Source organism: Rhizobium sp. OAE497 (genome assembly GCF_040546565.1).
In the GTDB taxonomy this organism is placed as follows: domain Bacteria; phylum Pseudomonadota; class Alphaproteobacteria; order Rhizobiales; family Rhizobiaceae; genus Rhizobium.
Map to the genome: position 1 here is coordinate 20,966 of NZ_JBEPOA010000001.1, position 27,000 is coordinate 47,965.

Sequence of the window (27,000 nt, forward strand, 5' to 3'; positions counted from 1 at the left end):
ATGAGCAATGCGATGCGCACGACGGCCGACGGAGCCGTGACGGTGGAACGTTACCAGGGAGCAGTGGCAGACAGCCGTTTCAGGCGGCTGTGGAATGCCAATGCTCCAGGCTATCTCTTCCTTCTGCCCTGGCTTCTGGGCTTCTTCGGGCTGACGCTCGGACCTGCCCTGATCTCGCTCTACCTGTCCTTTACCGATTTCGACATGTTGAGGGCGCCGGGCTGGGTAGGCACGGCCAACTATGTGCGCATCGCAACTGCCGATCCGAAATTCGCAGCCGCGATGTCGGTGACGCTCACCTATGTGGTGCTCTCGGTACCGTTCAAGCTCACCTTCGCGCTCATGGTCGCGATGGCGCTGAACCGCGGTATCCGTGGCCTGCCGGTCTACCGCGCCATTTTCTACCTGCCGTCGCTTCTCGGTGGCAGCGTGGCGATCGCCGTTCTCTGGCGCCAGCTCTTTGCCGGTGACGGCCTCGTCAATGCGGCGCTGGCACAGATCGGCATCCAGGGGCCGAGCTGGATCTCGCATCCGAGCTATTCGATCTATACGCTGGTAGCGCTGTCGGTCTGGCAGTTCGGTTCACCGATGATCATCTTCCTCGCCGGTCTTCGTCAGATCCCGCAGGATATGTATGAGGCCGCAAGCCTCGACGGCGCCTCGAAGTTCCGCCAGTTCTACAAGATTACCCTGCCGCTTCTGACGCCGGTGATCTTCTTCAACGCGGTGGTGCAGACGATCGAAGCCTTCAAGGCTTTCACGCCGGCCTTCATCATCTCCGGCGGCACCGGCGGCCCGATCAATTCGACGCTGTTCTACACGCTCTATCTCTACCAGGAAGCCTTCGGCAATTTCCGCATGGGTTATGCCTCGGCGCTCGCCTGGATCCTGGTGGTCATCATCGCGATCTTCACCGCCTTCTCGTTCCTGTCCTCGCGCTATTGGGTTCACTACGATGACTGAGATGACCGCTACAGTGACCGCGGCCAGGCCGCCATCCGACGTCAACAAGCGCAGTCTGCCGGGTTCGATCGTCGTCCATATCCTGCTGATCGGCGCATCGCTGCTGATGCTCTATCCGCTGCTCTGGATGGTTTCGGCCTCCGTGCGCCCGGAAAACGAAATCTTCTCATCGACCTCGATCATTCCGTCGTCGATCGATTTCAGCTCCTACGTCCGCGGCTGGACCGGCCTCGATATCACCTTCGGCCGCTTCTTCTGGAACTCGCTCGTCATCTCGCTGCTGACAGTGACCGGCAATGTCATCGCCTGCTCGCTGGCGGCCTTCGCCTTTGCCCGCCTGCGTTTTGCCGGCCGTAACTTCTGGTTCGCGATCATGCTCGGCACGCTGATGATCCCGTACCACGTGACGCTGATCCCGCAATATGTGCTGTTCCTCAACCTCGGCTGGGTCAACACCATCCTGCCGCTGGTCGTACCGAAGTTCCTGGCAAGCGACGCCTTCTTCATCTTCCTCATGGTGCAGTTCTTCCGCGGCATTCCGCGCGAGCTGGATGAGGCGGCGATGATGGACGGCTGCAGCGCCTGGCGCATCTATTGGAAAATCATGCTGCCGCTGTCGCTGCCGGTTCTGGCGACGGCCGCGATCTTCTCCTTCATCTGGACCTGGGACGATTTCTTCGGTCCGCTGATCTACCTGAACGACATGAACACCTACACGATCCAGCTCGGTCTGCGCACTTTCGTCGACTCGACCAGCGCATCGGATTGGGGCGGATTGTTCGCCATGTCGACACTGACGCTCGTGCCCGTGTTCTTCTTCTTCCTGTTCTTCCAGCGCCTGCTGATCGAAGGCATTGCGACGACCGGCATGAAGCGCTGATGCCAATGGGAAAGAATGACATGACCATCAAGACTGTTGCCATCGTCGGCTGCGGTATCGGGCGTTCGCACATCGTCGAAGGCTATCTGCCGCATCCCGATCGCTTCAAGGTCGCAGCGATCTGCGACCTCAATGAAGAACGGCTGAAGACCGTCGGCGACGAGTTCGGCATCGAGCGCCGCACCACCTCCTTCGACGAGCTCCTGGCCGATGACAGCATCGATATCATCGATATCTGCACGCCGCCGGGCATCCACAAGGAGCAGGTGATCGCGGCACTCGCCGCCGGAAAGCACGTCGTCTGCGAAAAGCCGCTGACAGGATCGCTGTCAGGCGTCGACGAGATCATGCGAGCCGAGAAGACCGCCAAGGGCACGCTGATGCCGATCTTCCAGTATCGCTACGGCGACGGCATCGAGCAGGCGAAGCGCATCATCGATGCCGGGATCGCGGGCAAGTTCTACATGGGCTCGGTGGAGACCTTCTGGCTGCGCAAGCCGGAATATTATGCCGTGCCCTGGCGCGGCAAATGGGCTACCGAACTCGGCGGCGTACTCGTCACCCACGCCTTGCATCTCCACGACATGCTCTTCCATCTCGCCGGCCCCGCAGCCCGCGTCTTCGGCCGCGTTGCGACGCGCGTCAACGATATCGAGGTCGAGGATTGCGCGTCGGTCAGTCTTGAGATGGAGAACGGCGCCTTCGTGTCGCTCTCCTGCACGCTCGGTTCGCAGCAGGAAATAAGCCGTCTGCGCCTGCATTTCGAAAACGTCACCTTCGAGAGCAACCACGAAGCCTATTCGCCCGGCAAGGGGCCATGGCAGATCCTGGCCGCAAACGACGAAGTGCAGGCAAGGATCGATGCCGTCCTCGCGGACTGGCAGCCGGTCGCCCCGCGCTTCAACACGCAGATGGTCCGCTTCCATGATTATCTCAGTGGCAACGCACCGCTGCCGGTCACTTCTGCAGACGCGCGACGTGCGCTGGAGCTGGTGACGGCGATCTATCAATCCTCGGACAGCGGGACTGACGTCGCGCTGCCGATCGGGCCGGAGAGCCCCAAATACGCCGACTGGCGTGCAAAAACGCGATAACGGGATCAGAGAGGATTTGGGAGATGGCAACGAGTGTCGTTCTTCAGAAGGTCGAGAAGCGCTACGGGTCGCTTGATGTCATTCACGGCATCGACCTGACGATCGATCCCGGCGAATTCGTCGTGTTCGTCGGCCCGTCGGGCTGCGGCAAGTCCACGTTGCTGCGGATGATCGCCGGTCTCGAGGAGATCTCGGGCGGCACGCTGCTGCTCGACAATGAGCGGATGAACGAGGTGGCGCCCGCCAAGCGCGGTATCGCCATGGTCTTCCAGTCCTACGCGCTCTATCCGCATATGTCGGTCTACAAGAATCTGGCTTTCGGGCTGGAGACAGCCGGCTACAAGAAAGCGGAGATCGAGCCGAAGGTGCGCCGCGCCGCCGAGATCCTGCAGATCGAGAAGCTGCTCGAGCGCAAGCCGAAGGCGCTTTCCGGCGGTCAGCGCCAGCGCGTAGCGATCGGCCGTGCCATCGTTCGCGAGCCGCGCATCTTCCTCTTCGACGAGCCGCTGTCGAACCTCGATGCCGAACTGCGCGTGCAGATGCGCGTCGAGATTTCGCGCCTTCACGGCAATCTCGGCAACACGATGATCTACGTCACCCACGATCAGGTGGAGGCCATGACCATGGCCGACAAGATCGTGGTGCTGAACTCCGGCCGCATCGAGCAGGTCGGCGCTCCGCTCGATCTCTACAATAACCCGGCCAACCGCTTCGTTGCCGGCTTCATCGGCAGCCCGAAGATGAATTTCCTGAAGGCGAAGATCGAGCAGGTGAATGACGGCGATACCGTTATCAATGTTTGCGGCAGCTCGATCCGCCTGCCGCGCCGCCTGAAGGGCGCCGCGGGATCGGACGTCACCTTCGGCATCCGCCCGGAGCATCTGACCGTCGCCGCGGGCGGCGCCGAGCTCGCGACCGTCAATGTCGATCTCGTCGAGAACCTCGGCGGCGCGACCATGCTCTACAGCACGACGCCCGACGGTCAGCAGCTGACGATCGCGCTCGATGGCCAGCAGAAGATCGAACGCGGCACCAACGTCAAGACGTCCTTCGATCCCGCCCGCTGTCACGTCTTCGATGCCTCGGGCGCGACCATCTGAGTGGCTGCTCAGCTTGACAGCCAATCCTCCTCTGGCCCATCATTTTGAAAATGGGCCGCGAGGGGGACGAGCGTGACGCCTGAAGATAGGATTCATGCACTCGGCATATGGCAGGGGCCGGTCGAGATCGAACCTATCACCGGCGGCATCACCAACCGCAACTATCTCGTCCGCGATCGCAGCACGCGCCGGGTCGTCCGGCTCGGCGACGACATTCCGATCCATCACATCAGCCGGCCGAACGAACTCGCAGCCAGTATTGCCGCCCATGCCGCAGGCCTGTCGCCAGCCGTCATCCATCATGCGCCCGGTATTCTCGTCCTCGACTTCATCGAAGCGCGGTCGCTGACCGCTGCCGACCTGCAGGATGAGCAGACCCTGCAGCGGACGCTGCCGCTGATCCGCGCCTGCCATCGCGACATCGCCCGCCACTTCCGCGGCCAGGCGATGATCTTCTGGGTGTTTCACGTCATCCGCGATTATGCGGCTAACCTTGCGTCCGCGGGCAGCAGCTATGCGCCGTTGCTGCCGGATTTTCTCGAAAAGACCGAGCGGCTGGAAGCCGCCGCCGGTCCGTTCGAGATCGGCTTCGGTCACAACGATCTCCTGGCCGCCAATTTTCTTGATGACGGCGAGCGGCTCTGGCTGATCGACTGGGACTATGCCGGCTTCAATACCCCGCTTTTCGATCTCGGCGGTCTCGCCTCCAACAACGAGCTTTCGGAAGTAGCCGAGCGCGTGATGCTGGAGAGCTATTTCGAGAAACCGCTGACGCCTGATCTGTGGCGCCGTTATCGCGCAATGAAATGCGCCTCGCTGCTGCGCGAAACGCTTTGGAGCATGGTCTCCGAGACCCATTCGACCATCGATTTCGACTACGCCGCCTATACCGCCGAAAATCTCGCGCGTTTCGAGCGTGCCTATAAGGCATTTGAACAGGATCAGTAGAATGACGAAGGAATTACCGAAGACGGCAAAGGCCGTGGTCATCGGCGGCGGCATTATCGGCTGCTCGACGGCCTATCATCTCGGCAAGCTCGGCTGGACCGATACCGTGCTCTTGGAGCGCAAGAAGCTGACATCGGGCACGACCTTCCACGCCGCCGGCCTCGTCGGCCAGCTGCGCACCAGCGCCAACATTACCCAGCTGCTCGGCTACTCCGTCGATCTCTACAAGAAGCTGGAGGCCGAAACCGGGCTTGGCACCGGCTGGAAGATGAATGGCGGCCTGCGGCTCGCCTGCAATGAGGAACGCTGGACGGAGGTCAAGCGTCAGGCAACCACGGCGCAGTCCTTCGGCCTCGAAATGCATCTGCTGACGCCGCAGGAAGCCTTCGATCTCTGGCCGCTGATGAACATCGATGACCTCGTCGGCGCCGCTTATCTGCCGACCGATGGCCAGGCCAATCCTTCCGATATCACTCAGGCGCTGGCCAGGGGCGCCCGCATGGCCGGCGTCTCGATATTCGAGGATACTGAAGTCCTCGATCTTGAAATCGATAAAGGCCGCATCCGCGCTGTTGTAACCGCCAATGGCCGCATCGAATGCGAGCGCGTCGTCGTCTGCGCCGGTCAGTGGACACGGCCTTTCGCCGCCCGCTTCGGCGTCAATGTTCCGCTCGTCTCCGTCGAGCATCAATATCTGATCACCGAATCCTTCGGCGTTCCCTCGAACCTGCCGACGCTGCGCGATCCCGATCGTCTGACCTACTACAAGGAAGAGGTCGGCGGCCTCGTCATGGGCGGCTACGAGCCGAACCCGATCCCCTGGGCCATGGGTGGTATCCCCGAGGGTTTCCACTACACGCTCCTCGACAGCAATTACGATCACTTCGAACAGATCATGGAGCAGGCGCTGGCTCGCGTTCCAGGCCTGGAAACGGCAGGCGTCAAGCAGCTGTTGAACGGGCCGGAAAGCTTCACGCCGGATGGCAATTTCATCCTCGGCGAAGCGCCGGAGCTGAAGAACTTCTTCGTCGGCGCCGGCTTCAACGCCTTTGGCATTGCCTCCGGCGGCGGTGCCGGCATGGCGCTCGCCGAATGGGTGGCGAAGGGCGAACCGCCCTACGATCTCTGGCCGGTCGATATCCGCCGCTTCGGCCGCCCGCATTTCGACACCGACTGGGTCCGCACCCGCACGCTGGAGGCCTATGGCAAACACTATACGCTGGCCTTCCCCTTCGAGGAGCATTCGAGCGGCCGCCCCTGCCGCAAATCGCCGCTCTACGATCGCCTGAAAGCGCAAGGCGCCTGCTTCGGCGAAAAGCTCGGCTGGGAGCGGCCGAACTGGTTTGCCGATCTCTTCGCCAATGAAGAACCGAAGGATATCTACAGCTATAATAGGCAGAATTGGTTCGATGCCGTTGGCCGCGAGCACAAGGCGGTGCGCGAGGCCGCCGTCATCTTCGACCAGACCTCCTTCGCCAAATTCGTGCTCAAGGGCCGCGATGCCGAAGCTGCATTAAGCTGGATCGCGTCGAACGACGTGGCAAAGCCGGTGGGATCGCTTGTCTACACCCAGATGCTGAACGACAAGGGCGGCATCGAATGCGACCTCACCGTCGCCCGCATCGCCGAGAACGAATATTACATCGTCACCGGCACCGGCTTCGCGACCCACGACTTCGATTGGATAGCCCGCAATATTCCGGAGGGAATGCAGGCCGAGCTCGTCGATGTGACGTCCGCCTATTCGGTCCTCTCGCTGATGGGCCCGAATGCACGCGCCGTGCTGGAGAAAGTCACGTCCTCGGATGTCTCGAATACCGCCTTCCCCTTCGGCCGCGTCAAGACGGTCGGGATCGGGGGCTGTCCCGTCAGGGCACTGCGCATCACCTATGTCGGCGAGCTTGGCTACGAACTGCATGTGCCTTTAGAATACGCCACCACCGTGTACGATACGCTGATGGCGGCCGGTGCCGGCCTCGGCCTCATCAACGCCGGCTACCGCGCCATCGAAAGCTGCCGTTTGGAAAAGGGCTACCGCGCCTGGGGATCGGATATCGGCCCGGATCATACGCCCGTTGAGGCAGGCCTCGCCTGGGCGGTGAAGACGAGAAAGGCCACCCCCTTCCGCGGACGCGAAGTCATCGAGCGGCAACTCTCCGGCGGCGTCAAAAAAATGCTCGCCTGCTTCGTGCCTGATGATCCCGATGTCGTCCTGCTCGGCCGCGAAACCATCTATCGCGACGGCCAGCGCGTCGGCTGGCTCTCCAGCGGCGGCTTCGGCTACACAATCGGAAAAGCGATCGGCTTTGGCTATGTCCGAAACCCTGCAGGCGTGACCGAGGATTTCGTGCTGTCGGGCAGGTACGAACTCGATGTCGCGCGGGAGCGGGTGCCGTGCTCGGTGTCGCTGAAGCCGTTGTATGATTCCGAGATGAAGAGGGTGAAGGGGTAGCCGAGCGCCCCGGATTCTCCCTCATTCCTGTGCTTGTCACAGGAATCCAGCCACCGCGCGTCTGCGCGGTGAATGAATCTGTCAGCTAGAGGAAGGGTCTTCCCGGCCCAAAGACTTGGGCCTGCTGGATCCCTGTGACATCCCGTGGGCGCAGCCCTAAGGGCACAGGGATGAGGGCGGTGGGTGGAGCAGTTTTGCGACTGCTGACCCCCGCTAGCGGGCCTCAGAACAACGGCAACTTGTTATCCTGGATCAGAATATCCAGCTTGTTCGCCACATCTTCAGTCCAGACCACATTGTCAGTCAGCGCCTTCGGGAACAGTCCCGGCAGCGTGAACAGCGCTGCCGAAACCGCGCCGCCGTTGCGCGGCACATCGGCGAGCAGCGTGGCGATTTCTTCCGCGCGGGGGTCGCGCAGTTCGTAGGCTTTGCCGTTTCGATCAACGCCGAGTGCGTAGCGCATCCAGGCGGCGACGGCGATGGCGTAGGTCTCGGCCTGGCTGCCGCGGGCGAGCGCTTCCGTTGCCGGTTCGAGCAGGCGCTGCGGCAGTTTCTGCGTACCGTCCATGGCGATCTGGTAGGTGCGATGGGCGATTGCCTTGTTTGCAAAGCGGGCTATCAACTCGTCCGCATAGTGCTCCAGATTGATACCCGGCACCGGATCGAGCGTCTTGGCCGCCGCATTCATCTGCCGCCGCGCCAGAGCCGCCAAGCCCTCGTCATCCATGACGTCGCGGATATATTCATAGCCGCCTATGTAGCCGAGGTAGGCGAGCAGCGAATGCGCGCCGTTCAGCATGCGCAGCTTCATCTTTTCGTAAGCCGAGACTTCATCGACCATCAGCACACCGGCCTTGTCCCAGTCCGGGCGGCCGTTGGCGAAATGATCTTCGATCACCCATTGCGTAAAGGGCTCGGTCTCGATCGCGGCAAGGTCCTGCTGTCCGGTCAGGCGCTCGGCATCGGCATAGGTCGCGTCGGTGCTGGCTGGGGTGATGCGGTCGACCATGGTCGACGGGAAGGGCACGTTGGTCTCGATCCAGGCGTGAAGCTCCGGATCGATACGGCCTGCGAATTCGAGGACGAGGCGCTTCAGCACGGCGCCGTTGCTCGGAAGGTTGTCGCAGCTGAGCGGCGTGAAGGGCGCAACACCCTTTGCCCGGCGGCGCGCAAGACCTTCGACCAGATAACCGACGACGCCGCGCGGTGCATGGCGGTTGGCAAGATCGGCAGCAACATCCGGATGCGTAAGATCAAGTCCACCGGTGCGGACATCGAGGCCATAGGCCTTTTCCGTCACCGTCAGGCTGACGATGCGGATCGCCGGATCTTCGAGCCGCGACAGCAGCAGCGCCGGATCGCGCGGCGCCACATGCGCCTTCAGGATCGGGCCGATGACCTCGGCCGTCGTGCCGGAGGTGTCGCGGATCAGCATCGTGTAGAGGCCGTTCTGCGCCGTCAGATTGTCGGCAACGTCAGGGGTGCGCAAACTCGCGACCTCGATACCCCAGTCGCCGCCGGTGGCGGCGAGGGCTGCATCGGTGAAGGGCGCGAAGTGGGCACGGAAGAATGCGCCGGGGCCGAGATGCAGAATGCCTGCCTTCAGCTTGCTGCGGTCATAGGCGGGAAGCTTCGCCGTCGGCGCCAGGCCGTTCAGGTCCTTCAGTCGATCGCTCACAGCTTGTAGGCCTTCTTCGCGTTGTCATAGGAGAGCTCGCGCGCGACGATCTCGGCGTCCTTTTTGCCGATCCGGTGCTCGGCCGTCAGCTGCGCCAGGAAGCCGCAGGCCTCGCGGCGCCAGACGTCGTGGCGGGCGGGGATCGAGAGCAGGGCACGCGTATCGTCGTTGAAGCCGGCGAGATTGGCAAAGCCGGCAGTCTCGACGACCTGGTCGAGATAGCGGCGGATGCCGTTCGGGCTGTCGTGGAACCACCAGGGCGGGCCGATCATCAGGCATTCCCAATGGCCGGCCATCGGCGCCAGCTCGCGAGCGTAGGTCGTCTCGTCGAGCGTGAAGAGCAGGACGCGAAGGCCAGGCGCATGGCCGTATTTCGAAAGCAGCGCGCTGAGCCCGCCGACCCAGTCGGTGCGGGTCGGGATATCGGCGCCCATGTTCGGACCGCGCGTGGCGAAAAGACCGGAATCGGTGTTGCGGCGCGATCCGGCATGGATCTGCATCACCATGCCGTCTTCGGCCGAAAGCCCCGCCATCTCGGTCATCATCTGGCCGCGGAACAGCTCGGCATCGGCGGCAGAGAGCGGTCCCTTGAGCGCCTTGTCGAGCAGCGCCTGGCGCTCGCTGGCGGAGAGATCGGCGGTGAAGGCGGTCGGTACGCCATGGTCGGTCGCTGTGGCGCCGAACTGGCGGAAATAGGCGCGGCGCTTGCGATGCGCGTCGATCATCCCGTCCCATTTGGTGACGTCGCAACCGGTGATCTCGCCGAGCTTGACGAGATTGTCGCGGAAGCCGACAGCATCCGGATCGGTCACGCTGTCAGGGCGGTATGTCGTGCGGACCTTACCGATCCAGCCGTCCTGCTGCATTTTCTGGTGATGCACGAGCGGGTCGAGCGCGCCTTCCGTCGTGGCGATCGTCTCGATGCCGAAGTGCTGGTGCAGGGCGCGCGGGCGGAACTCGGGCTTGGCGAGCTGCTCGTTAATATGGTCGTATAGCGTGTCCGCATTTTGAGGCGTCAGCGGCTCGGTACAGCCGAGCACGGCCGACATTGCGTGGTCGACCCAGAGGCTGGAAGGCGTGCCGCGGAAGAGGTGATACTTCGCGGCGAAGGAGCGCCAGATGTCGCGGCCCTTGGCAACAGGCTTGCCGTCGAGACGGGGAACGCCGAGCTCGTCGAGCTTCGTGCCGGTGCTGTGCAGCATACGGAAGAGATAATGGTCGGGAATGACGAGCAGCGAGGCGGCATCCTCGAAGGGCTTGTCCTCGGCGAACCAAGACGGCTCGGTATGCCCGTGCGGGCTGACGATCGGCAGCGCGCGGACCGTCTCATAGAGATCGCGCGCGATCGTCCGCGTTGCGGGATCGGCTGGAAAAAGCCGGTCCGGATGAAGAAAGCCGTTTCCTACGTCCATCAGATTTCCTCCCTGTTGGCGTAGGGCCTACTCCACCTCAAGGGACACGGCAAGGCCTATCGGTAACCAAACGGTTCACTTTAGAATACGCTATAAGAGGCCCATTGACGCAGCCGTTGCTTTGCGTTTTGGAAGGGCAGCAAACGGCAGGAGAAAGCTATGGCCGAGGATATCAGCCGCATCACAGCGCTCGAAGAAATGGTGGCGCATCAGGCAAAGACGATCGACGAGCTTTCCGACCAGCTTGCCGAGCAGTGGAAGGTCGTGGAGCAGACGCGGGCAAAGCTCGACCGGCTGACCGAGCGCTTCCTGTCGCTCGAGGAACAATCGCTGGAAGCGCCGGCGGTTACCAGGCCGCCGCATTACTGAGCGGAAATGAAAAAGGGCGCCAGGAGGCGCCCTTTCGATCTTAGAGATTGCCGATGCAGAGATATTTCATCTCGAGATAATCGTCGGCGCCGTGGCGCGAGCCTTCGCGGCCGAGGCCGGACTGCTTGATGCCGCCGAAGGGGGCGGTCTCAGTCGACATCAGGCCGGTATTGATGCCGACCATGCCGTATTCGAGCGCTTCAGCCACCTTCCAGACCTTCTTCAGATCGCCGGCGAAGAAATAGGCGGCGAGGCCGAACTCGGTGTCGTTGGCCTGCTGGATCACTTCCTCGACGGTATCGAAGCGGAAGAGCGGGGCGACCGGGCCGAAGGTTTCTTCCTTGGCCACCTTCATGCCCTTGGCAACGCCCGTCAGTACCGTCGGCGTGAAGAAGGTGCCGGCACCTTCGATGCGCTTGCCGCCTGTCAGAACCTTGGCGCCCTTCGAAAGCGCGTCGCTGACATGGTCTTCGACCTTGGCGAGCCCCTGTTCGTCGATCAGCGGACCGATCGTCACGCCCGCGGTGAAGCCGTCGCCGACCGACATTGCTTCCACCTTGGCAGCCAGCTTGGCGGCAAAGGCGTCGTAAACGCCGGACTGGACGTAGAGACGGTTGGCGCAGACGCAGGTCTGGCCGGCATTGCGGTACTTGGAGGCGATCGCGCCTTCGACGGCCGCATCGAGATCGGCATCGTCGAAAACGATGAACGGCGCGTTACCGCCGAGTTCGAGGCTCACCTTCTTGATCTGGTCGGAGCACTGGCGCATCAGGATGCGGCCGACTTCCGTCGAGCCGGTGAAGCTGATCTTGCGCACCTTGTCGTTGCCGCAGAGTTCCTTGCCGATCGCAGGACCGTCTTCGCCGACGATGACGTTGAAGACACCGGCGGGGACACCGGCCTGTTCGGCGAGAACCGCAAGCGCGATCGCTGAAAGCGGCGTCTGCTCGGCGGGCTTCGAAACGACGGTGCAGCCGACCGCAAGCGCCGGAGCGATCTTGCGGGTGATCATCGCCGCCGGGAAGTTCCAGGGGGTGATCGTCCCGACGACGCCGACCGGCTGCCTGATCACCAGCATGCGCTTGTCATTTGACGGTGCCGGAATGGTCTCGCCGTAGATGCGCTTGGCTTCTTCCGCATACCATTCGATATAGGCGGCGGCGTAGAGGATTTCGCCGCGTGCCTCCGCGAACGGCTTGCCCATTTCGGCCGTCAGGATGGCGGCCAGCTCGTCGGCATTGGCGACCATCAGGTCGAACCACTTGCGCAGGATGGCGCTGCGGTCCTTGGCAGGCTTTGCCGCCCAGGCGGGCTGGGCGGCATAGGCCGCGTCGATCGCCTTGCGGGTGTCGGCAGCGCCCATGTCAGGCAGCGAGGCCAGCACTTCGCCGGTCGCCGGGTTCAGCACGTCGAAGGTCTTGGTCGCATCGCCCTTCGTCCATTCACCGTTGATATAGCCGGTGTCGCGCAGGAACTGCGAGGAGAAGGGGACGTGTTTCGTCAGTCCAGTCGTGAATGCCATGTCATTTACTCCGAAGGGACGGTTACTTGCCCGCGCTTGCTTCAAGAATGGAGGCTTCGAGGATATCGAGCGCTTCGCCGAAGATATTGTCCTGAATGGTGATCGGGGCAAGGAAGCGAATGACGTTTCCGTGCACGCCGCAGGTCAAAAGGATCAGACCTTTCTCCAGCGCAATCAGGCGCACCTTGTTGGCGAACTCGGCACTCGGCAGCTTGGTTGTCTTGTCGTTGAACTCGACGGCGTTCATGAAGCCCGGGCCGCGGATATCGACGATCTCGGGCGCCCTGTCGCGCAGCGATTCCAGGCGCTGCTTCAAGCGGCCGCCCAGCTGGTTGGCGCGGTTGCAGAGGTCCTCGTCCTTGATGACATCGAGAACGGCGTGTGCTGCAGCGATGCCGAGCGGATTGCCGCCATAGGTGCCGCCAAGGCCGCCGGGGCCGGGCGCGTCCATGATCTCGGCGCGGCCGGTGACCGCGGCAAGCGGGAAGCCGCCGGCAAGGCTCTTCGCCATGGTCATCAGGTCGGGAGCGACCTCATGGTGATCCATCGCAAACATCTTGCCGGTGCGGGCAAAGCCGGTCTGCACTTCGTCGGCAATCAGCAGGATGCCGTGCTGGTCGCAGAGCTCGCGCAGCGCCTTCATGAAGGCGGCGGGTGCCGGATAGAAGCCACCTTCGCCCTGAACCGGCTCGATGATGATCGCCGCAACACGCTGGGGATCGACATCGGCGGCAAACAGCTTCTTCAGCGCTGCGAGTGACTGCTCGGCGGTGACGCCATGCAGCTCGACCGGGAAGGGAACGTGGAAGACGTCGCCCGGCATGGCGCCGAAGCCGACCTTGTAAGGCACGACCTTGCCGGTCAGTGCCATGCCCATGAAAGTGCGGCCATGGAAGCCACCGCCGAAGGCGATGACGGCCGAACGGCCGGTCGCGGCGCGGGCGATCTTCACGGCATTCTCGACAGCTTCCGCACCCGTCGTCACGAAGATCGTCTTCTTGGCGAAGTTGCCCGGCGCGATCTCGTTCAGGCGTTCTGCGAGATGCACGTAGGTTTCGTAGGGAACGACCTGGTGGCAGGTATGGGTGAAGTGATCGAGCTGATCCTTGACGGCGGCAATGACGCGCGGATGGCGGTGGCCGGTGTTGAGAACGGCGATGCCGGCGGCAAAATCGATGTAGCGGCGGCCCTCCTTGTCCCAGATCTCGGCATTCTCTGCGCGATCGGCGTAGATTTGGGTGGTCATGCCGACGCCGCGGGAAATTGCAGCATTCTTCCGGTCCGTAAGAGTGGTTGCGGTCATCGATGCGCTCCTGCGCTCAAAAGGGTTTGTGAATTATCTTGCATAACTTCTGCAAGATATGTAGAAAAGTCCTACATTTTTCCTGCAAGAAATCAAGCGGCATTTTCTGCTTCAAACATCACGCCTTTTGATGGATGCTCGGGACAAGAGATTCTGTCGCGGCAGGATGCATAAAGCACCACGGAATCAGGGATTTATTGGCGAATGAACAATAACGGGCCGGTGCGCTACAAGGTCGCCGAGGCAGCGCGGCTGGCGGGCATATCTGCGTCCACCGTCCGCCTCTGGGAGAGCCAGGGCCTGCTGGTGCCCGATCGTTCGGAGACCGGCCACCGGCAATATAGCGCCGATGACGTCGCGCGGCTGAAGAAGATCTCCTGGTACCGCGTCGAGCGTGGTCTTAACCCTGCAGCCATTCGCGAAGCGCTGGAAAGCGAAGAGCCGTCCGCCGATACCGGGGAAAGCGGCGGCGCATCGGATATCGGCCGCCGGCTGCGTAGCCTGCGTCACGCCGCCGGCAAGACGCTCGATCAGGTCGCCGGCGACATGGGCGTCACCTCGTCGACGCTTTCGACGCTGGAGCGCACCTCGCAGGGCGTCAGCTTCAAGACACTGCATGACCTTGCCGAATATTACGGAACCACGGTCTCGCGCCTGTCTGGCGAGGAAGCCGATGATGCGACCGCCGTCGTCCGCTCCGGCGAATGGCGGACCTGGCCGGAAACAACGCCCGGCGTCACCGTGCAGCTTCTCGCCGAGGGGCGACGGATGATGGATTGCCACCGCTTCGTGCTGGCACCCGGCGCCACCAGCGAAGGCGCCTACCGGCATGAGGGCGAAGAATTCATGCATGTGCTCTCCGGCCGACTGGAACTGGTGCTCGATTCCGACCAGTTCTTCGATCTCGGCCCGGGTGACTCGCTTTATTTCGAAAGCCGCCGCTATCATTCCTGGCGCAACCAGCACGATGGTGAAACGGTGCTGCTCTGGATCAATACGCCGCCGACCTTCTAGGGTCCGGAGGCGAATGCCGGTATCGCCGCCGCCGCCTTTGCGCTATAGCGCCGGAAGAAACACGCGAGGTAAGAGACAGCCATGGCCGCCACCATCCGTTATCACGAAGGCGACATCTCCGCGGCGGATGCCGCTCGCTACAAGGGCGCAATCGCGATCGATACCGAGACGCTGGGCCTCGTGCCGCGCCGCGACCGCCTCTGCGTCGTGCAGCTTTCGCCGGGCGACGGTACGGCCGATGTGATCCGCATCGCTTCCGGCCAGAAGGAAGCGCCGAACCTGACGATGATGCTTGCCGATCCGGCGCGCCAGAAGATCTTCCACTATGGCCGCTTCGATATCGCCGTGCTGTTCCACACTTTCGGCGTCACCACGACGCCCGTCTTCTGCACCAAGATCGCCTCGCGCCTCTGCCGCACCTATACGGATCGTCATGGCCTGAAGGACAATCTCAAGGAAATGCTCGAGGTCGATATCTCCAAGGCGCAGCAGTCGTCGGATTGGGCGGCGGCCACGCTGTCGCAGGCGCAGCTCGAATATGCGGCCTCCGACGTGCTCTATCTCCATGCCCTGCGCGACAAGCTGACCGAGCGCCTGCTGCGCGACGGCCGATTCGATCACGCCACCGCCTGCTTCGAATTCCTGCCGACCCGCGCCAAGCTCGATCTTCTCGGCTGGGAAGAGGCCGATATTTTCGCTCATAGTTGAGCAAAATCGCATATTTACGCCGGAACGGCCGGGCAGGATTTCGCATCCCGCCCGGCCGTTAGTTTTTCATTAACGGCCAATCGGTAGAATCATCATCAATTTTTAAGCATTCGGCGGCGCGATGACGCGCCAAGCGGGCGGGAGGAGCCGCGCGGGAATGCGAAGGGCCGGATGAGCACGGTCTTCTTGTCCTCTGCTTCGATTGTCACTTGCGAAAGTAGGAGCATGCCATGTTGACTCCGGTTCGTGCAGCGTCAAATACGAGTCTCTCTTCCAACGGCCAGTCTGTCGCGATCGTCGCGAGCGGTCTTGCCCGTTCCATCGTTGCCCCGGCCCCGGTTCAGGCCGTCGAAGGCTCCGATCTGAATTCGGCAATCGCCGGCAAACTCAACCTGCTTCTGGCCGCCGCGCGCGAACGGATGTTCGATGCGCTTCTCGATGCGATCAATGCCGCATCCGAAGCCCTGCCGCTGCCGCGTCAGGACGGCGAGACCAATCTCGCCTTTGCGGCCCGCCTCGCGGATACGATCCAGAAGCTTCCGGCCGCCCGCATCAACGAGATCGAAACGCAGCTTGCTGCCGACGGCCACACGCTGCCGCTGCGGCTGATCACCGAGGCGCTGAAGAACCCGGCCGGTCCCGAAGCCGCGCGCGTCGTCGCTTATCTCGAAACCATCCGCTACAAGGATCGCGATCTTGCCGCTCGCGCGGTCGTGCGCTCCTATCGCCAGAACGACGCCTCGCCACTGCGCCCCGAGCAGCGGCCGGATATCGTTCTGCAGGAAGACAGCATCCTGCCGCAGCCGAAGGGCGATACCGTCCCGGCCCGCGAGACGCAGGCCCAGGCCCCTGCCCGGCAGACGGCTGAACCGGCCGCCCAACTGCCGCTCGCAGCCTTCTCCTCTCTGCCCGTCGAAACGATCGAGGAGATCGCCGCCGAGCCGGAAATGGCGGACGAGCTGCTGCAGGTCGAAACCGCGGATGAGGTAATGGAAGCTAAGGAGCCTGCAGCCGAAGAACCGCAGCAGCTTGCCGAAGCCGAAACACATCAAACTGCGCCGATGGTCGTGAAGGATCGCGCTGAGCCTGTGATCCCGAAGATCTGGCCCGCCGTCCTGGCATCGATCACCGAGGAAGCCTCGGAGCTCCTGGTCGCCATCATCGGCGAGCAGGAAGTGGCGACGCTGCTCGATGCGCTGGCCGTCGAAGCCGACGATCCCGAAGCTATGCCCGAGCAGGCGATGAGCGACGAGATGAAGGAGGCGATGGATGGTCCGGAACAGGCCGCCACGCAGAAGCAGGCACAGCCGGCAGATGCTGCCGCCGTGCGCGCTGTCGCCGCCGACGCTGCCCAGATCGCCCGCCAGCAGAGGGAAATTGCCGCGCAGCCGCAGGTACTTCCCTCCGATCTCACCGAGATGGCACAAAAGTCCGGACTCCTGCGTCCAGCCGATGGCGTCGGCTACATGGCGACGCCCTATCATTTCGCCAAGGATGGCGCCGAGCGCCGCGATCCGCAGATGCATCGCAGTGATTATGAGGGCGGTGCCGGCGACGATGAGCAGGAAGCCCAGTCGGGCGAAGAACAGCAGTCCGCCGGCCAGCAGGAACAACAGCGTCCGCAGGGCAGGGTGCCCGCCGATCTGCCCGAGATCGAGGCGCGCCCGGAAGAGCCGCGCGTCGCCGATCCGGTCTTCGCGCTCTACCAGCGCATGGTCGGCTGGGAATAACGGCGGTTTAAAAAATCAGGACAAAGAAAAACCCGCCGGATCGCTCCGGCGGGTTCTTCATTTCAAAGCTTATAGCGATTACTCGCCGCGGTTCTTCAGAGCCGCGCCAAGGATGTCGCCGAGCGAAGCGCCGGAGTCGGACGAACCGAACTGAGCGACGGCTTCCTTCTCTTCTGCGATTTCCAGAGCCTTGATGGACAGCATGATCTTGCGGTCCTTCTTGGAGAAGTTGGTGACGCGGGCGTCAACAACCTGGCCAACCGAGAAGCGTTCCGGACGCTGGTCGTCGCGGTCGCGTGCGAGATCTGCACGGCGGATGAACGAGGTGATGTCTTCGTGCTCGACGAGCTTCACTTCGATGCCGCCATCGTTGACTGCGGTGATTTCGCAGGAAACGACTGCATTCTTGCGCAGGTCGCCAGAGGCAGCGGCGTCGCCAACTGCATCCTTGCCGAGCTGCTTGATGCCGAGCGAGATGCGCTCCTTTTCGACGTCAACATCGAGAACGACAGCCTTGACGACATCGCCCTTGTTGAACTCTTCGATGACCTGTTCGCCCGGACGGTTCCAGTCGAGATCAGAAAGGTGCACCATGCCGTCAACGTCGCCGTCGAGGCCGATGAACAGGCCGAATTCGGTCTTGTTCTTGACTTCGCCTTCGACTTCAGTGCCAGCCGGATGGTTGCGGGCGAATGCTGCCCACGGGTTTTCCAGCGTCTGCTTGAGGCCGAGCGAGATACGGCGCTTGGACGGATCGACTTCGAGAACGACGACTTCGACTTCCTGGCTCGTGGACAGGATCTTGCCGGGGTGTACGTTCTTCTTGGTCCAGGACATTTCCGAGATGTGGATCAGGCCTTCGATGCCCGGCTCCAGCTCGACGAACGCACCGTAGTCGGTGATGTTCGTAACGGTACCGGAGATCTTCTTGCCTTCCGGATACTTGGCCTGGATGCCATCCCACGGATCCGACTCGAGCTGCTTCATGCCGAGCGAGATGCGGTGGGTTTCCTGGTTGATGCGGATGATCTGAACCTTGACCTGCTGGCCGATGTTCAGGATCTCCGACGGATGGTTGACGCGGCGCCATGCCATGTCGGTGACGTGCAGCAGGCCGTCGATGCCGCCGAGGTCAACGAACGCACCGTAATCGGTGATGTTCTTGACGACGCCGTCAACAACCTGGCCTTCTTCGAGGTTCTGAACGATTTCAGAACGCTGCTCGGCACGGGATTCTTCCAGAACCGTACGGCGCGAAACCACGATGTTGCCGCGGCGCTTGTCCATCTTGAGGATTTCGAAGGGCTGCGGGTTGTGCATCAGCGGGGAAACGTCGCGGATCGGGCGGATGTCGACCTGCGAACGCGGCAGGAAGGCGATCGCGCCGTCGAGGTCGACAGTGAAGCCGCCCTTGACCTGGTTGAAGATCACGCCTTCGACGCGCTCACCAGCTTCGAACTTGGCTTCGAGCTTGATCCAGCTTTCTTCGCGGCGAGCCTTCTCGCGCGACAGAACAGCTTCGCCAAGTGCATTTTCGATGCGCTCGACGTAAACTTCGACTTCGTCGCCGACCTTCAGCGAACCGTCTTTGGCACGTGCGCCGAATTCCTTGAGCGCGATGCGGCCTTCGACCTTCAGGCCGACGTCAACAACGGCAACATCCTTTTCGATGGCCGTGACGATGCCCTTGGTGACATAGCCTTCAGCCAGATCGTTCTTGGCAAAGGATTCTTCGAGAAGGGCCGCGAAATCCTCGCGAGAGGGAGTAGCTACTGACATAAAATCTCCTGCGTGGCCTTCGATAGCTTCAAGGCTCACGTATGCGCCGGTTGGTTCGTGTTGAACAGGCCTGAACCCAGTCCGCCTCCTCGAAGGAAGCAATCCGGCGCTTGGACGGAATTTCAGGCTTTCTCAAAAGCATCTCGCGGCGCAAAGCGCAGAAAGCGTGCTCGAATTCAGTTATTTCGGTTCAAGGCCGCGTCGATCAACGATTTCGCAGCTTGAAACGCGGCCTCTATACTCATTTCCGACGTATCAAGCAAGTGCGCGTCTTCGGCTGGTTTCAAAGGGCTGTCGGCCCTTCCCATGTCCCTTTCGTCGCGTCGCTTCACATCCTCGAAAATCGCCTCGAAATCGGCCGCCGTTCCCTTGCCGGTGATTTCGTCGTAACGGCGCCTTGCGCGCACCTGCGCAGAGGCGGTCACATAGAGCTTCACCGGAGCGTCCGGGCAGACGACGGTGCCGATGTCACGGCCGTCGAGCACGGTTCCCGGCGCCTTCTGCGCAAATCGCTGCTGCGCTTCGACCAGCGCGCGGCGGACTGCGGGCATCACGGCAATCTTCGAGGCGGCTTCGCCGATCTCGTGTTTCGACAGGATATCGCGATCGAGGCCGCCGAGTTCAACCTCGCGGGCGATCTTTTCTGCCACCGCCTCGTCGTCGAGCGGCAGGCCGGCATCGAGAAGCGCCTTGGCCGTCGCCCGGTAGGTCAGTCCGGTATCGAGATGGTGAAAGCCGTATTCATCGGCAACCCGGCGTGAAAGCGTGCCCTTGCCGGCCGCAGCCGGCCCGTCGATGGCAATCGTGAATGTCGTCTTCAATGGTTTCCTTCCAGCCCGCCATAGCGTTTGACGAGCTCGATCATGTCTTGTTGGCCGCCAGCCGCGTCCAGTCCGGCAGCAACGCCTTCGCGGTCGGCAACGGGACGGTTCTGGCTTACCTTCCACTTGCCTTCAAGCGCCGTGATCTCGATTTCGATGCCGATGATGCCCTTCATCTGCCCCCGGATGAAATCGTCCGGCGCATCGGCAACCGCCCATGGCTTCTCGCGGCTTGCCTCATGCTGGCCGGTGATCGCGTTGATCTGCGACAGTAGCCAGCCGGCATCGTCGATGACGCGGGCCGTGCCGCGCGCCTGGACGATCGCGTAGTTCCAGGTCGGTACGACCTTGCCGGTCTCCTGCTTGGTCTTGTACCAGGACGGCGTCACGTAGGAGTTGGCCCCCTGGAAAACGGCGAGAACGTCAGCGCCGTCAGCGCCGTCAGCGATGTCGCGCCACTGCGCATTCGCTTTCGCCAGGTGCAGCCGCAGCGTTCCCTTCTCCGATGCTTCGGCATCGATATGAAACGGGACGGGATTGGCGATCAGCCCGCTTGCCCCGGCTGTGATCAGCAGACCCAGCGGATGGGCGCGGATCAGCGCCTGCTGCGTTGCCAGGTCCTTTTCGCGGAAATGGGGCGGCTGATACATGGTTTTCTCGCCGGTTTTGTCGTTTCGGCGTTTCCTAACACACTGCCGCCAGCCGGTCATCCCGTCATCACGGCCACGCCATGCGCCGGCCGCGAAGTTTCGCTTTGACATAATTGGCCGCAACGATTAAGGGGACCGGCTTATATAAATTCCGAATAGAACGCCGGTTTACACGGCATTTGCCGAATCTAGCATTCGGCCATTCTCACGAGGCTTATAGTGGCGAAAGCGGAACTTGGAACCAAGCGTACCGATCCGGAAACCGGCAAGAAGTTCTACGACCTGAACCGGGACCCGATCGTTTCTCCTTACACCGGCAAATCCTATCCCCTGTCCTTCTTCCAGGAAACCTCGGCCGCCGCTGCTGCCGAGCTGAACGACGAGGACGAAGTTCAGGAAGTCGATACCGAGAACACCGAAGTCGAACTCGTTTCGCTCGAGGACGCCGATGAAGGCGCAAGCGGCGACGACATTCCTGACATGGGCGACGACGACGTCGAAATCGAAGGCGATGACGACGACGATACCTTCCTCGAAGCCGACGAAGACGATGAAGATGACGACATGAGCGACATCATCGGCGTCACCGGCGACGAAGACGAAGTCTGATCCCGCATAATCCACGGCCCGGACAACAAAAATTCTCCGGGCCGTTTTTTTGGCTTGCCATCTGCGAAAACCGCAAGTAATAAGCCGCCACTCCACCGGGTTAACCCGCTTCGGAGTATCCCAGGACCGGAAAATACCGGACCACCCTGATGGGGCTATAGCTCAGCTGGGAGAGCGCTTGCATGGCATGCAAGAGGTCAGCGGTTCGATCCCGCTTAGCTCCACCAAATCTTTCCCTTGAACTAAATCAACACGGCTCGACAGAAACGCAACTTGGCGTCTGAGCTTACCTAAGGGAAAGTCTGAGGCGGCCCATCGAGCCGCCATGCCAAGCCCTGCAGGCAATCTGCCTAGATTCCCGAAAACTCGCTGGCTCTCGGCCCGGCAAGTGAAACCCGCCAGGACGATTTGCTGGTGAAGCTTTGGGTCGCCAGGAAGGTGTAACCGGTGCTCTGCCAGGACTTCACCGAGCCGTTGAGGCTGTCGAGCACGTAGTCCCCGGATTTCAGCCGGGCGACGAGGACGACGTGATTCTGTCCGTGCCGCTCGATGACGACGGAGAGCGCCAGCTTTTGCGAGGGAAAGCCGGCATCGAGCAGGGTCTTCATCTTCAGGAGGGCGTAATCCTCGCAATCGCCCTTGTTGTCGATCGGCAGCGACCAGAACTCGCTCTTGCCTGACGTTACCGTATCCGGCGCGGGCCGGGTGGCGGCATTGACGCTCCTATTGACGCGGGTGATCAGCGCCATCGCCGAAGCGTCGTCCAGCTCCTTGCCCCCGCCATTCCTGCAAACCCAGCCATATCGCGCACAGGCTCCCGCGAAACCTGGAGGCGCGCCGATCGATCGGTCCTGGGGAAGAGCCGTCCCGGCAAATGACTGACTTTGTGAAAGAAAACTCAACGCAACAGCTACGCTAGTCAACAGGAAGTAACGCATGGTCTGCCCTCCTTCGAAAGTGCTAGTCCGTTTAAGCTAAAACTTTATGCATTCGAGGTTAGCTATGTATTAAGATGTACCGTTACTGGCGGGCTTGCTGACTAGGGATAACAAATAGCTAATATAAAATGTATTTCGTTAGCGCTTCGTTAACCTAGGGAGTTGCCCAATGTTAAGAACAACAGCGAAATACAGCATAGTCATCGCTTACCTCATGGCTTCAACCAGCCTCGGGATGTCTGCCCCTCTTCAGATCGACTGTCGCATCGTCAAGCCTGGAACCATCGAGGCCCGCCTCTGTCGCCCCACAGCTGCGATCCCGACCGATGACTATCACGGTTTCGGCGACGATTCAGGCAGTTTGAGGACTTCTTCACAGGCTTCGACGTCTGGAGGCGGTTCCAGCGGCAACCCCGGTGGTGGCAGTAACCCCGGTGGTGGCGATGGCGGCAACCCTGGTGGCGGGGACGGCGGTAACCCTGGCGGTGGCGACGGTGGCCATGGTGGTGGTGACGGTGGCCACGGTGGTGGCGATGGTGGCCAAGGTGGTGGTAACGGCAACCATGGCGGCGGTAACGGCGGCCAGGGTGGCGGCAATGGCAACCACGGTGGCGGTAACGGCAACCATGGTGGCGGTAACGGCGGCCAAGGTGGCGGCAATGGTAACCACGGTGGTGGCAACGGCGGCCAAGGTGGTGGCAATGGCAACCACGGTGGTGGCAACGGCGGCCAAGGTGGTGGCAATGGCAACCACGGTGGTGGCAACGGCGGCCAAGGTGGTGGTAACGGCAACCATGGCGGCGGTAACGGCGGCCAAGGTGGCGGCAATGGCAACCACGGTGGTGGCAACGGCGGCCAGGGTGGCGGCAACGGCAACCATGGCGGCGGTAACGGCGGCCAAGGTGGTGGTAACGGCAACCATGGCGGCGGTAACGGCGGCCAAGGTGGCGGCAATGGTAACCACGGTGGCGGCAATGGCGGCCAGGGTGGTGGCAATGGTAACCACGGTGGTGGCAACGGCAACCACGGTGGCGGTAACGGCGGCCAGGGTGGTGGCAACGGCAACCATGGCGGCGGTAACGGCGACCATGGCGGCGGTAACGGCGGCCAGGGTGGTGGCAACGGCAACCACGGTGGCGGTAACGGCGGCCAGGGTGGTGGCAACGGCAACCACGGTGGCGGTAACGGCGGCCAAGGTGGCGGCAATGGTAACCACGGTGGCGGCAATGGCGGCCAGGGTGGTGGCAACGGCGGCCAAGGTGGTGGCAACGGCAACCACGGTGGCGGTAACGGCAACCACGGTGGCGGTAACGGCGGCCAAGGTGGCGGCAATGGTAACCACGGTGGTGGCAATGGCGGCCAAGATGGGGGCAATGGCGGCCAGGGTGGCGGTCACGGAGGTGGCAAGTATAACCAGTGATCCTGCTGCCCAGCGATCAACGATGACGAGGAGCCCGGCTGAAAAGCCGGGCTTCGTTCTTTCCTGGCTGTCGACAATATCCGCCTGACGGAGTGTCGCGCGCTCCATAGCCGGCGTAGCGCGATCGGCCATTCCATCGACAGCCTTGCCATACCCGCCCGTTCGGCTTAGCTCTGCCGCATATCGAATCCGGACAAGCGATGCCTCACAAGGTCTACCTCTCCCTGCTCAAGCTCACCGACTTCCGCAACTACGCGGCAGTGTCGCTGGCGCTCGACGGGCGCCATGTTGTGCTCACGGGAAATAACGGTGCGGGCAAGACCAATCTGATGGAAGCGGTCTCCTTCCTGTCGCCTGGACGCGGTCTGCGGCGCGCGACCTATGCGGATGTCACTCGCGTCGGCGCTTCCAACGGCTTTTCGATCTTTGCCGAACTCGAGGGCATCGAGGGCAATGTCGAGATCGGCACCGGTGCCGATACCGCCGATGACAATGCGGCGCGCCGCCTGCGCATCAATGGGACTGCGGCGAAGACGGCCGACGAACTCACCGATCACCTGCGCGTTCTCTGGCTGACGCCGTCCATGGACGGCCTTTTTACCGGCGGCTCTTCGGATCGCCGCCGTTTCCTTGATCGTCTCGTTCTGTCGCTCGATCCGTCCCATGGCCGCCGCGCCAGCGATTTCGAGCGTGCCATGCGCAGCCGCAACAAGCTGCTCGACGATGGCCGCTTTGATCCCTCCTGGCTTTCGGGAATCGAGCAGCAGATGGCAAGTCTCGGTATCGCGATGGCGCTTGCCCGCCAGGAAATGCTGGGCCTGCTGGCCCGGCTGATCGAGGAAACACGCGAGACATCGCCGTTTCCTTCCGCTGCGCTCGAACTGTCAGGCTTCATGGACGGCCAGTTTTCACGCCCGGCCGTCGATCTCGAGGATGACTATGCGGCGATGCTGGCGGCGAGCCGCTACCGCGATGCTGCTGCAGGCCGCACGCTCGATGGCCCGCACCGCGCCGATCTGATCGTCCGTCATCGCGACAAGCAGATGGAGGCCGCGCGCTGTTCGACCGGCGAGCAGAAAGCGTTGCTGGTCGGCCTCATCCTGGCGCACGCGCGCCTCGTCGCCAATCTGACGGGTCACGCGCCCATTCTGCTGCTCGACGAGATCGCCGCACATCTCGACGAAGGCCGCCGCGCGGCGCTCTTCGATCTCATCGATGGTCTCGGCGGTCAGTCCTTCATGACCGGCACCGACCGGTCGATGTTTTCGGCGCTCGGCGAGCGGGCGCAGTTCTTCACCGTATCCGAAGGGCATGTCGGCGCATGAGCGGCGGCGCTTCCTTCTTCGCGCCCGGCCATGATAGCATCGCTCCCATGGAACCTCTTAGTCCCGAAGAAATTGCACGATATCAGCGTCATATCCTGCTTCCGGAGATCGGCGGCGCGGGTCAGCAGAAGCTCAAGGCGGCGCGCGTACTCGTCATCGGTGCCGGTGGCCTCGGCGCCCCGTTGCTGCAATATCTGGCGGCGGCCGGCGTCGGCACGCTTGGCATTGCCGATGATGACCGGGTGTCGCTGTCGAACCTGCAGCGCCAGGTGATCCACGATTCCGGCACGATCGGCGAGATGAAGACCGAGAGCGCCGCCTTCGCCATCGCCCGCCTCAATCCGCATGTAAGGGTCATACGCTTCGAGGAGCGTTTCTGCCCGGAGGCGGCGGCACGCCAGATTTCGGGCTTCGACTTGCTGATCGATGGTTCCGACAATTTCGACACCCGCTATGCCGCCGCCGATGCCGCGGAGCGGGCAAAGATACCGTTGGTAACGGGTGCCGTCGGCCGCTTCGACGGCTCGGTAACGGTCCTGAAGCCTTACGAGACGGCCGCTGATGGCAGCCTGAACCCCACCTATCGCGATCTCTTCCCCGAAATCCCGCCCGAGGGGCTGATACCCGCCTGCGCCGAGACCGGGATTGTCGGCGCCCTGACGGGCGTCATCGGCACGCTGATGGCCATGGAGGCGATCAAGCTCGTCACGGGTAATGGTGAGCCGCTCATCGGTCGCCTGCTGCTCTACGACGCGCTGAGCGCCCGTTTCGATACCATACGATACAAGCGCCGGCGGACAGCATGATCGATATCGTCAGACTGGATGAAAGCTTCGGCCGCTGGCCGGAGCTGCTCGACCTGATCCTCTCCTCTTTCGCCTATATGAACAGCCGCATCGATCCGCCGTCCTCGGCTCTCTCCTTGACGCCGGCGGCGCTGAAGGCAAAGGCGGCGGTAGAGATCGGCTATGTCGCCCTTGAGAATGGCGCGCTTGCCGGATGCATGTTCCTCCGTCCGGAAGCCGATTGCCTCTACCTCGGCAAGCTCGCGGTCGCGCCGGCATGGCAGGGCAAGGGGATCGGCAAGCGGCTTCTTGCGGTGGCCGAAACGGTCGCCCGCGAGCGTGGGCTGAGGTCGATCCGGCTCGACACCCGCATCGAACTCACCGGCAACCACGCCGCCTTCGCAGCCTTGGGTTTTGCGCGCACAGCGGAAAAATCGCATCCCGGCTACGAGCGCGTGACCTATGTCGAGATGCGAAAGACGCTCGCCTAGCGGCCGGGCAGCACGCGGTTCGGCGGCCGATGCCCATCGATGAAGGCGCGGATGTTGATGATCACCTTGTCGCCCATGTCGATACGGCCTTCGATCGTTGCCGAACTCATATGCGGCAACAGCACGACCTTGCCTTCGTTGGCGAGCTTGATCAGCTTCGGATTGACCGATGGCTCGTTCTCGAAGACATCGAGCCCTGCACCCGCAATCCGTCCCTCCCGCAGGCATTTGATCAGCGCCGCTTCGTCAACGACATCGCCGCGCGCGGTGTTGACGAGATAGGCAGTCGGCTGCAGAAGCGCGAGGCGCCGGGCCGAGAGCAGGTGGAAGGTCGCCGGTGTCGACGGGCAGTTCACGGAGACGATGTCGACCCGGGCCAGCATCTGGTCGAGGCTTTCCCAATAGGTCGCCTCCAGCTCGTCTTCGGTCGCCGGGTTCACGCGCTTGCGGTTGTGATAGTGGATCGACAGGCCGAACGCCTTGGCGCGCCGCGCAACGGCAGTGCCGATCCGGCCCATGCCGACGATGCCGATCCGCTTGCCGTGAATGCGCCGTCCCAGCATCCAGGTCGGCGACCAGCCGGCCCATTCGCCGGGCTTGTCGGTAAGGACGCGCGCACCTTCGCCGAGCCGGCGCGGTACGGCGAGGATCAGCGCCATCGTCATGTCGGCCGTGTCTTCGGTCAGCACGTTCGGTGTGTTGGTAACGGTGATGCCCTTGCGGGCGGCAGCCTCGACATCGATATGGTCGGTACCGTTGGAGAAGCTGGCGATCAGCTTCAGCTGCGGCCCTGCCTGTTCGATCAGCGCGGCATCGATCCGGTCGGTCACCGTTGGCACCAGCACGTCGGCAGTCTGCACCGCCTCGGCAAGCTCGGGCATGGAGCGCGGCGAATCGTCGATGTTCAGTTGCGCGTCGAACAGCTCGCGCATGCGGGTCTCGACCGCGTCAGGCAGCTTCCGGGTGATGTAGACCTTCGGTTTTTTCTTCGATGTCATCGCGGCCGGCC

The 27,000-nt window shown here is 62.4% G+C and carries 24 protein-coding genes and 1 tRNA gene; 15 read left to right on the forward strand and 10 right to left on the reverse strand.

The window, feature by feature from the left end; genetic code table 11:
- The 6 genes from ABIE40_RS00095 (at window position 1) to ABIE40_RS00120 (ending at window position 7,437) form a co-directional block, all read left to right on the forward strand.
- A complete protein-coding gene (locus ABIE40_RS00095; RefSeq protein WP_199629892.1) occupies window positions 1-963 on the forward strand; it encodes a carbohydrate ABC transporter permease in 963 nt (320 codons plus the stop codon).
- Window positions 956-1,843, forward strand: a complete 888-nt coding sequence (locus ABIE40_RS00100) for a carbohydrate ABC transporter permease (RefSeq protein ID WP_112714290.1) — start codon at window positions 956-958, stop codon at window positions 1,841-1,843. Before ABIE40_RS00095 ends, ABIE40_RS00100 begins: the two co-directional genes overlap by 8 nt.
- Window positions 1,844-1,863: 20 nt before the next feature.
- Window positions 1,864-2,937 (forward strand): Gfo/Idh/MocA family protein, encoded by a 1,074-nt coding sequence (locus tag ABIE40_RS00105; protein ID WP_199629891.1) that lies wholly within the window; start codon window positions 1,864-1,866, stop codon window positions 2,935-2,937.
- Between the two features lie 23 nt (window positions 2,938-2,960).
- Window positions 2,961-4,037 carry an ABC transporter ATP-binding protein gene (locus ABIE40_RS00110; protein ID WP_199629890.1) on the forward strand — a complete coding sequence of 359 codons (1,077 nt, stop codon included), beginning with the start codon at window positions 2,961-2,963 and terminating at the stop codon, window positions 4,035-4,037.
- Between the two features lie 72 nt (window positions 4,038-4,109).
- The gene (locus ABIE40_RS00115) at window positions 4,110-4,985 is read left to right on the forward strand and encodes a phosphotransferase (RefSeq protein WP_199629889.1); all 876 of its coding nucleotides are present in this window, start codon (window positions 4,110-4,112) and stop codon (window positions 4,983-4,985) included.
- A 1-nt stretch (window position 4,986) separates the two neighbouring features.
- Window positions 4,987-7,437: a GcvT family protein gene (locus tag ABIE40_RS00120; RefSeq protein WP_199629888.1), complete on the forward strand. Its 2,451-nt coding sequence runs from the start codon at window positions 4,987-4,989 to the stop codon at window positions 7,435-7,437.
- Window positions 7,438-7,660: 223 nt separating this feature from the next.
- Here ABIE40_RS00120 and ABIE40_RS00125 read toward each other — a convergent pair whose 3' ends face one another.
- Together ABIE40_RS00125 and uxaC are read right to left on the reverse strand one after the other, a co-directional pair.
- Window positions 7,661-9,115 (reverse strand): mannitol dehydrogenase family protein, encoded by a 1,455-nt coding sequence (locus ABIE40_RS00125; protein ID WP_199629887.1) that lies wholly within the window; start codon window positions 9,113-9,115, stop codon window positions 7,661-7,663.
- A complete protein-coding gene (gene uxaC, locus ABIE40_RS00130) occupies window positions 9,112-10,527 on the reverse strand; it encodes a glucuronate isomerase (protein ID WP_199629886.1) in 1,416 nt (471 codons plus the stop codon). Before uxaC ends, ABIE40_RS00125 begins: the two co-directional genes overlap by 4 nt.
- A 159-nt stretch (window positions 10,528-10,686) precedes the next feature.
- Between uxaC and ABIE40_RS00135 the strand changes: the two genes are divergently transcribed.
- Window positions 10,687-10,896 (forward strand): SlyX family protein, encoded by a 210-nt coding sequence (locus ABIE40_RS00135; protein WP_112714278.1) that lies wholly within the window; start codon window positions 10,687-10,689, stop codon window positions 10,894-10,896.
- A gap of 40 nt (window positions 10,897-10,936) precedes the next feature.
- On the opposite strand, the gene ABIE40_RS00140 is transcribed toward ABIE40_RS00135, so the two are convergent.
- Both ABIE40_RS00140 and ABIE40_RS00145 read right to left on the reverse strand, forming a co-directional pair.
- Window positions 10,937-12,418 (reverse strand): NAD-dependent succinate-semialdehyde dehydrogenase, encoded by a 1,482-nt coding sequence (locus ABIE40_RS00140; protein WP_199629885.1) that lies wholly within the window; start codon window positions 12,416-12,418, stop codon window positions 10,937-10,939.
- A gap of 22 nt (window positions 12,419-12,440) precedes the next feature.
- Entirely contained in the window at window positions 12,441-13,721 is a 1,281-nt protein-coding gene (locus tag ABIE40_RS00145) for a 4-aminobutyrate--2-oxoglutarate transaminase (protein WP_112714274.1), read from the reverse strand.
- 204 nt (window positions 13,722-13,925) lie between these two features.
- Between ABIE40_RS00145 and ABIE40_RS00150 the strand changes: the two genes are divergently transcribed.
- The 3 genes from ABIE40_RS00150 to ABIE40_RS00160 all read left to right on the forward strand — a co-directional run bounded on the left by ABIE40_RS00150 (window position 13,926) and on the right by ABIE40_RS00160 (window position 17,173).
- Window positions 13,926-14,735, forward strand: coding sequence for a MerR family transcriptional regulator (locus ABIE40_RS00150; protein WP_112714272.1), 810 nt, complete (start codon window positions 13,926-13,928; stop codon window positions 14,733-14,735).
- A gap of 81 nt (window positions 14,736-14,816) precedes the next feature.
- Window positions 14,817-15,443: a ribonuclease D gene (locus ABIE40_RS00155; protein WP_112714270.1), complete on the forward strand. Its 627-nt coding sequence runs from the start codon at window positions 14,817-14,819 to the stop codon at window positions 15,441-15,443.
- Between the two features lie 230 nt (window positions 15,444-15,673).
- Complete coding sequence (locus tag ABIE40_RS00160; protein WP_199629884.1) at window positions 15,674-17,173, forward strand: hypothetical protein; 1,500 nt, start codon at window positions 15,674-15,676, stop codon at window positions 17,171-17,173.
- A gap of 78 nt (window positions 17,174-17,251) precedes the next feature.
- Here the strand turns inward: ABIE40_RS00160 and rpsA are convergent, their stop codons facing one another.
- The 3 genes from rpsA to ABIE40_RS00175 all read right to left on the reverse strand — a co-directional run bounded on the left by rpsA (window position 17,252) and on the right by ABIE40_RS00175 (window position 20,423).
- A complete protein-coding gene (rpsA, locus tag ABIE40_RS00165; RefSeq protein WP_112714266.1) occupies window positions 17,252-18,952 on the reverse strand; it encodes a 30S ribosomal protein S1 in 1,701 nt (566 codons plus the stop codon).
- Window positions 18,953-19,128: 176 nt separating this feature from the next.
- Complete coding sequence (gene cmk, locus ABIE40_RS00170; protein WP_199629883.1) at window positions 19,129-19,773, reverse strand: (d)CMP kinase; 645 nt, start codon at window positions 19,771-19,773, stop codon at window positions 19,129-19,131.
- The gene (locus ABIE40_RS00175) at window positions 19,770-20,423 is read right to left on the reverse strand and encodes an FMN-binding negative transcriptional regulator (RefSeq protein WP_199629882.1); all 654 of its coding nucleotides are present in this window, start codon (window positions 20,421-20,423) and stop codon (window positions 19,770-19,772) included. The genes cmk and ABIE40_RS00175 overlap by 4 nt, the downstream gene beginning before the upstream one ends.
- A 219-nt stretch (window positions 20,424-20,642) precedes the next feature.
- On the opposite strand from ABIE40_RS00175, the gene ABIE40_RS00180 reads away from it, so the two are divergent.
- Window positions 20,643-21,032, forward strand: a complete 390-nt coding sequence (locus ABIE40_RS00180; protein ID WP_112714260.1) for a TIGR02300 family protein — start codon at window positions 20,643-20,645, stop codon at window positions 21,030-21,032.
- Window positions 21,033-21,183: 151 nt separating this feature from the next.
- A tRNA-Ala gene (locus ABIE40_RS00185) sits at window positions 21,184-21,259 on the forward strand.
- A 123-nt stretch (window positions 21,260-21,382) separates the two neighbouring features.
- On the opposite strand, the gene ABIE40_RS00190 is transcribed toward ABIE40_RS00185, so the two are convergent.
- Together ABIE40_RS00190 and ABIE40_RS00195 are read right to left on the reverse strand one after the other, a co-directional pair.
- The gene (locus ABIE40_RS00190; RefSeq protein ID WP_199629881.1) at window positions 21,383-21,970 is read right to left on the reverse strand and encodes a transglutaminase-like cysteine peptidase; all 588 of its coding nucleotides are present in this window, start codon (window positions 21,968-21,970) and stop codon (window positions 21,383-21,385) included.
- A gap of 373 nt (window positions 21,971-22,343) precedes the next feature.
- A complete protein-coding gene (locus ABIE40_RS00195) occupies window positions 22,344-23,522 on the reverse strand; it encodes a hypothetical protein (protein ID WP_199629880.1) in 1,179 nt (392 codons plus the stop codon).
- 68 nt (window positions 23,523-23,590) lie between these two features.
- Here ABIE40_RS00195 and recF point away from each other — a divergent pair, with 68 nt between their 5' ends.
- Genes recF through ABIE40_RS00210 form a run of 3 tightly spaced genes read left to right on the forward strand, consistent with a single transcriptional unit; the run spans window position 23,591 to window position 25,991 of the window.
- Window positions 23,591-24,715 carry a DNA replication/repair protein RecF gene (gene recF, locus ABIE40_RS00200; RefSeq protein ID WP_199629879.1) on the forward strand — a complete coding sequence of 375 codons (1,125 nt, stop codon included), beginning with the start codon at window positions 23,591-23,593 and terminating at the stop codon, window positions 24,713-24,715.
- Window positions 24,712-25,521: a molybdopterin-synthase adenylyltransferase MoeB gene (locus ABIE40_RS00205; protein WP_199629878.1), complete on the forward strand. Its 810-nt coding sequence runs from the start codon at window positions 24,712-24,714 to the stop codon at window positions 25,519-25,521. The genes recF and ABIE40_RS00205 overlap by 4 nt, the downstream gene beginning before the upstream one ends.
- Window positions 25,521-25,991: a GNAT family N-acetyltransferase gene (locus ABIE40_RS00210; RefSeq protein ID WP_199629906.1), complete on the forward strand. Its 471-nt coding sequence runs from the start codon at window positions 25,521-25,523 to the stop codon at window positions 25,989-25,991. The genes ABIE40_RS00205 and ABIE40_RS00210 overlap by 1 nt, the downstream gene beginning before the upstream one ends.
- Here the strand turns inward: ABIE40_RS00210 and ABIE40_RS00215 are convergent.
- Window positions 25,988-26,989 (reverse strand): 2-hydroxyacid dehydrogenase, encoded by a 1,002-nt coding sequence (locus ABIE40_RS00215; protein WP_112714250.1) that lies wholly within the window; start codon window positions 26,987-26,989, stop codon window positions 25,988-25,990. The two genes, ABIE40_RS00210 and ABIE40_RS00215, sit on opposite strands and share 4 nt — an antisense overlap.
- Between the last annotated feature and the right edge of the window lie 11 nt (window positions 26,990-27,000).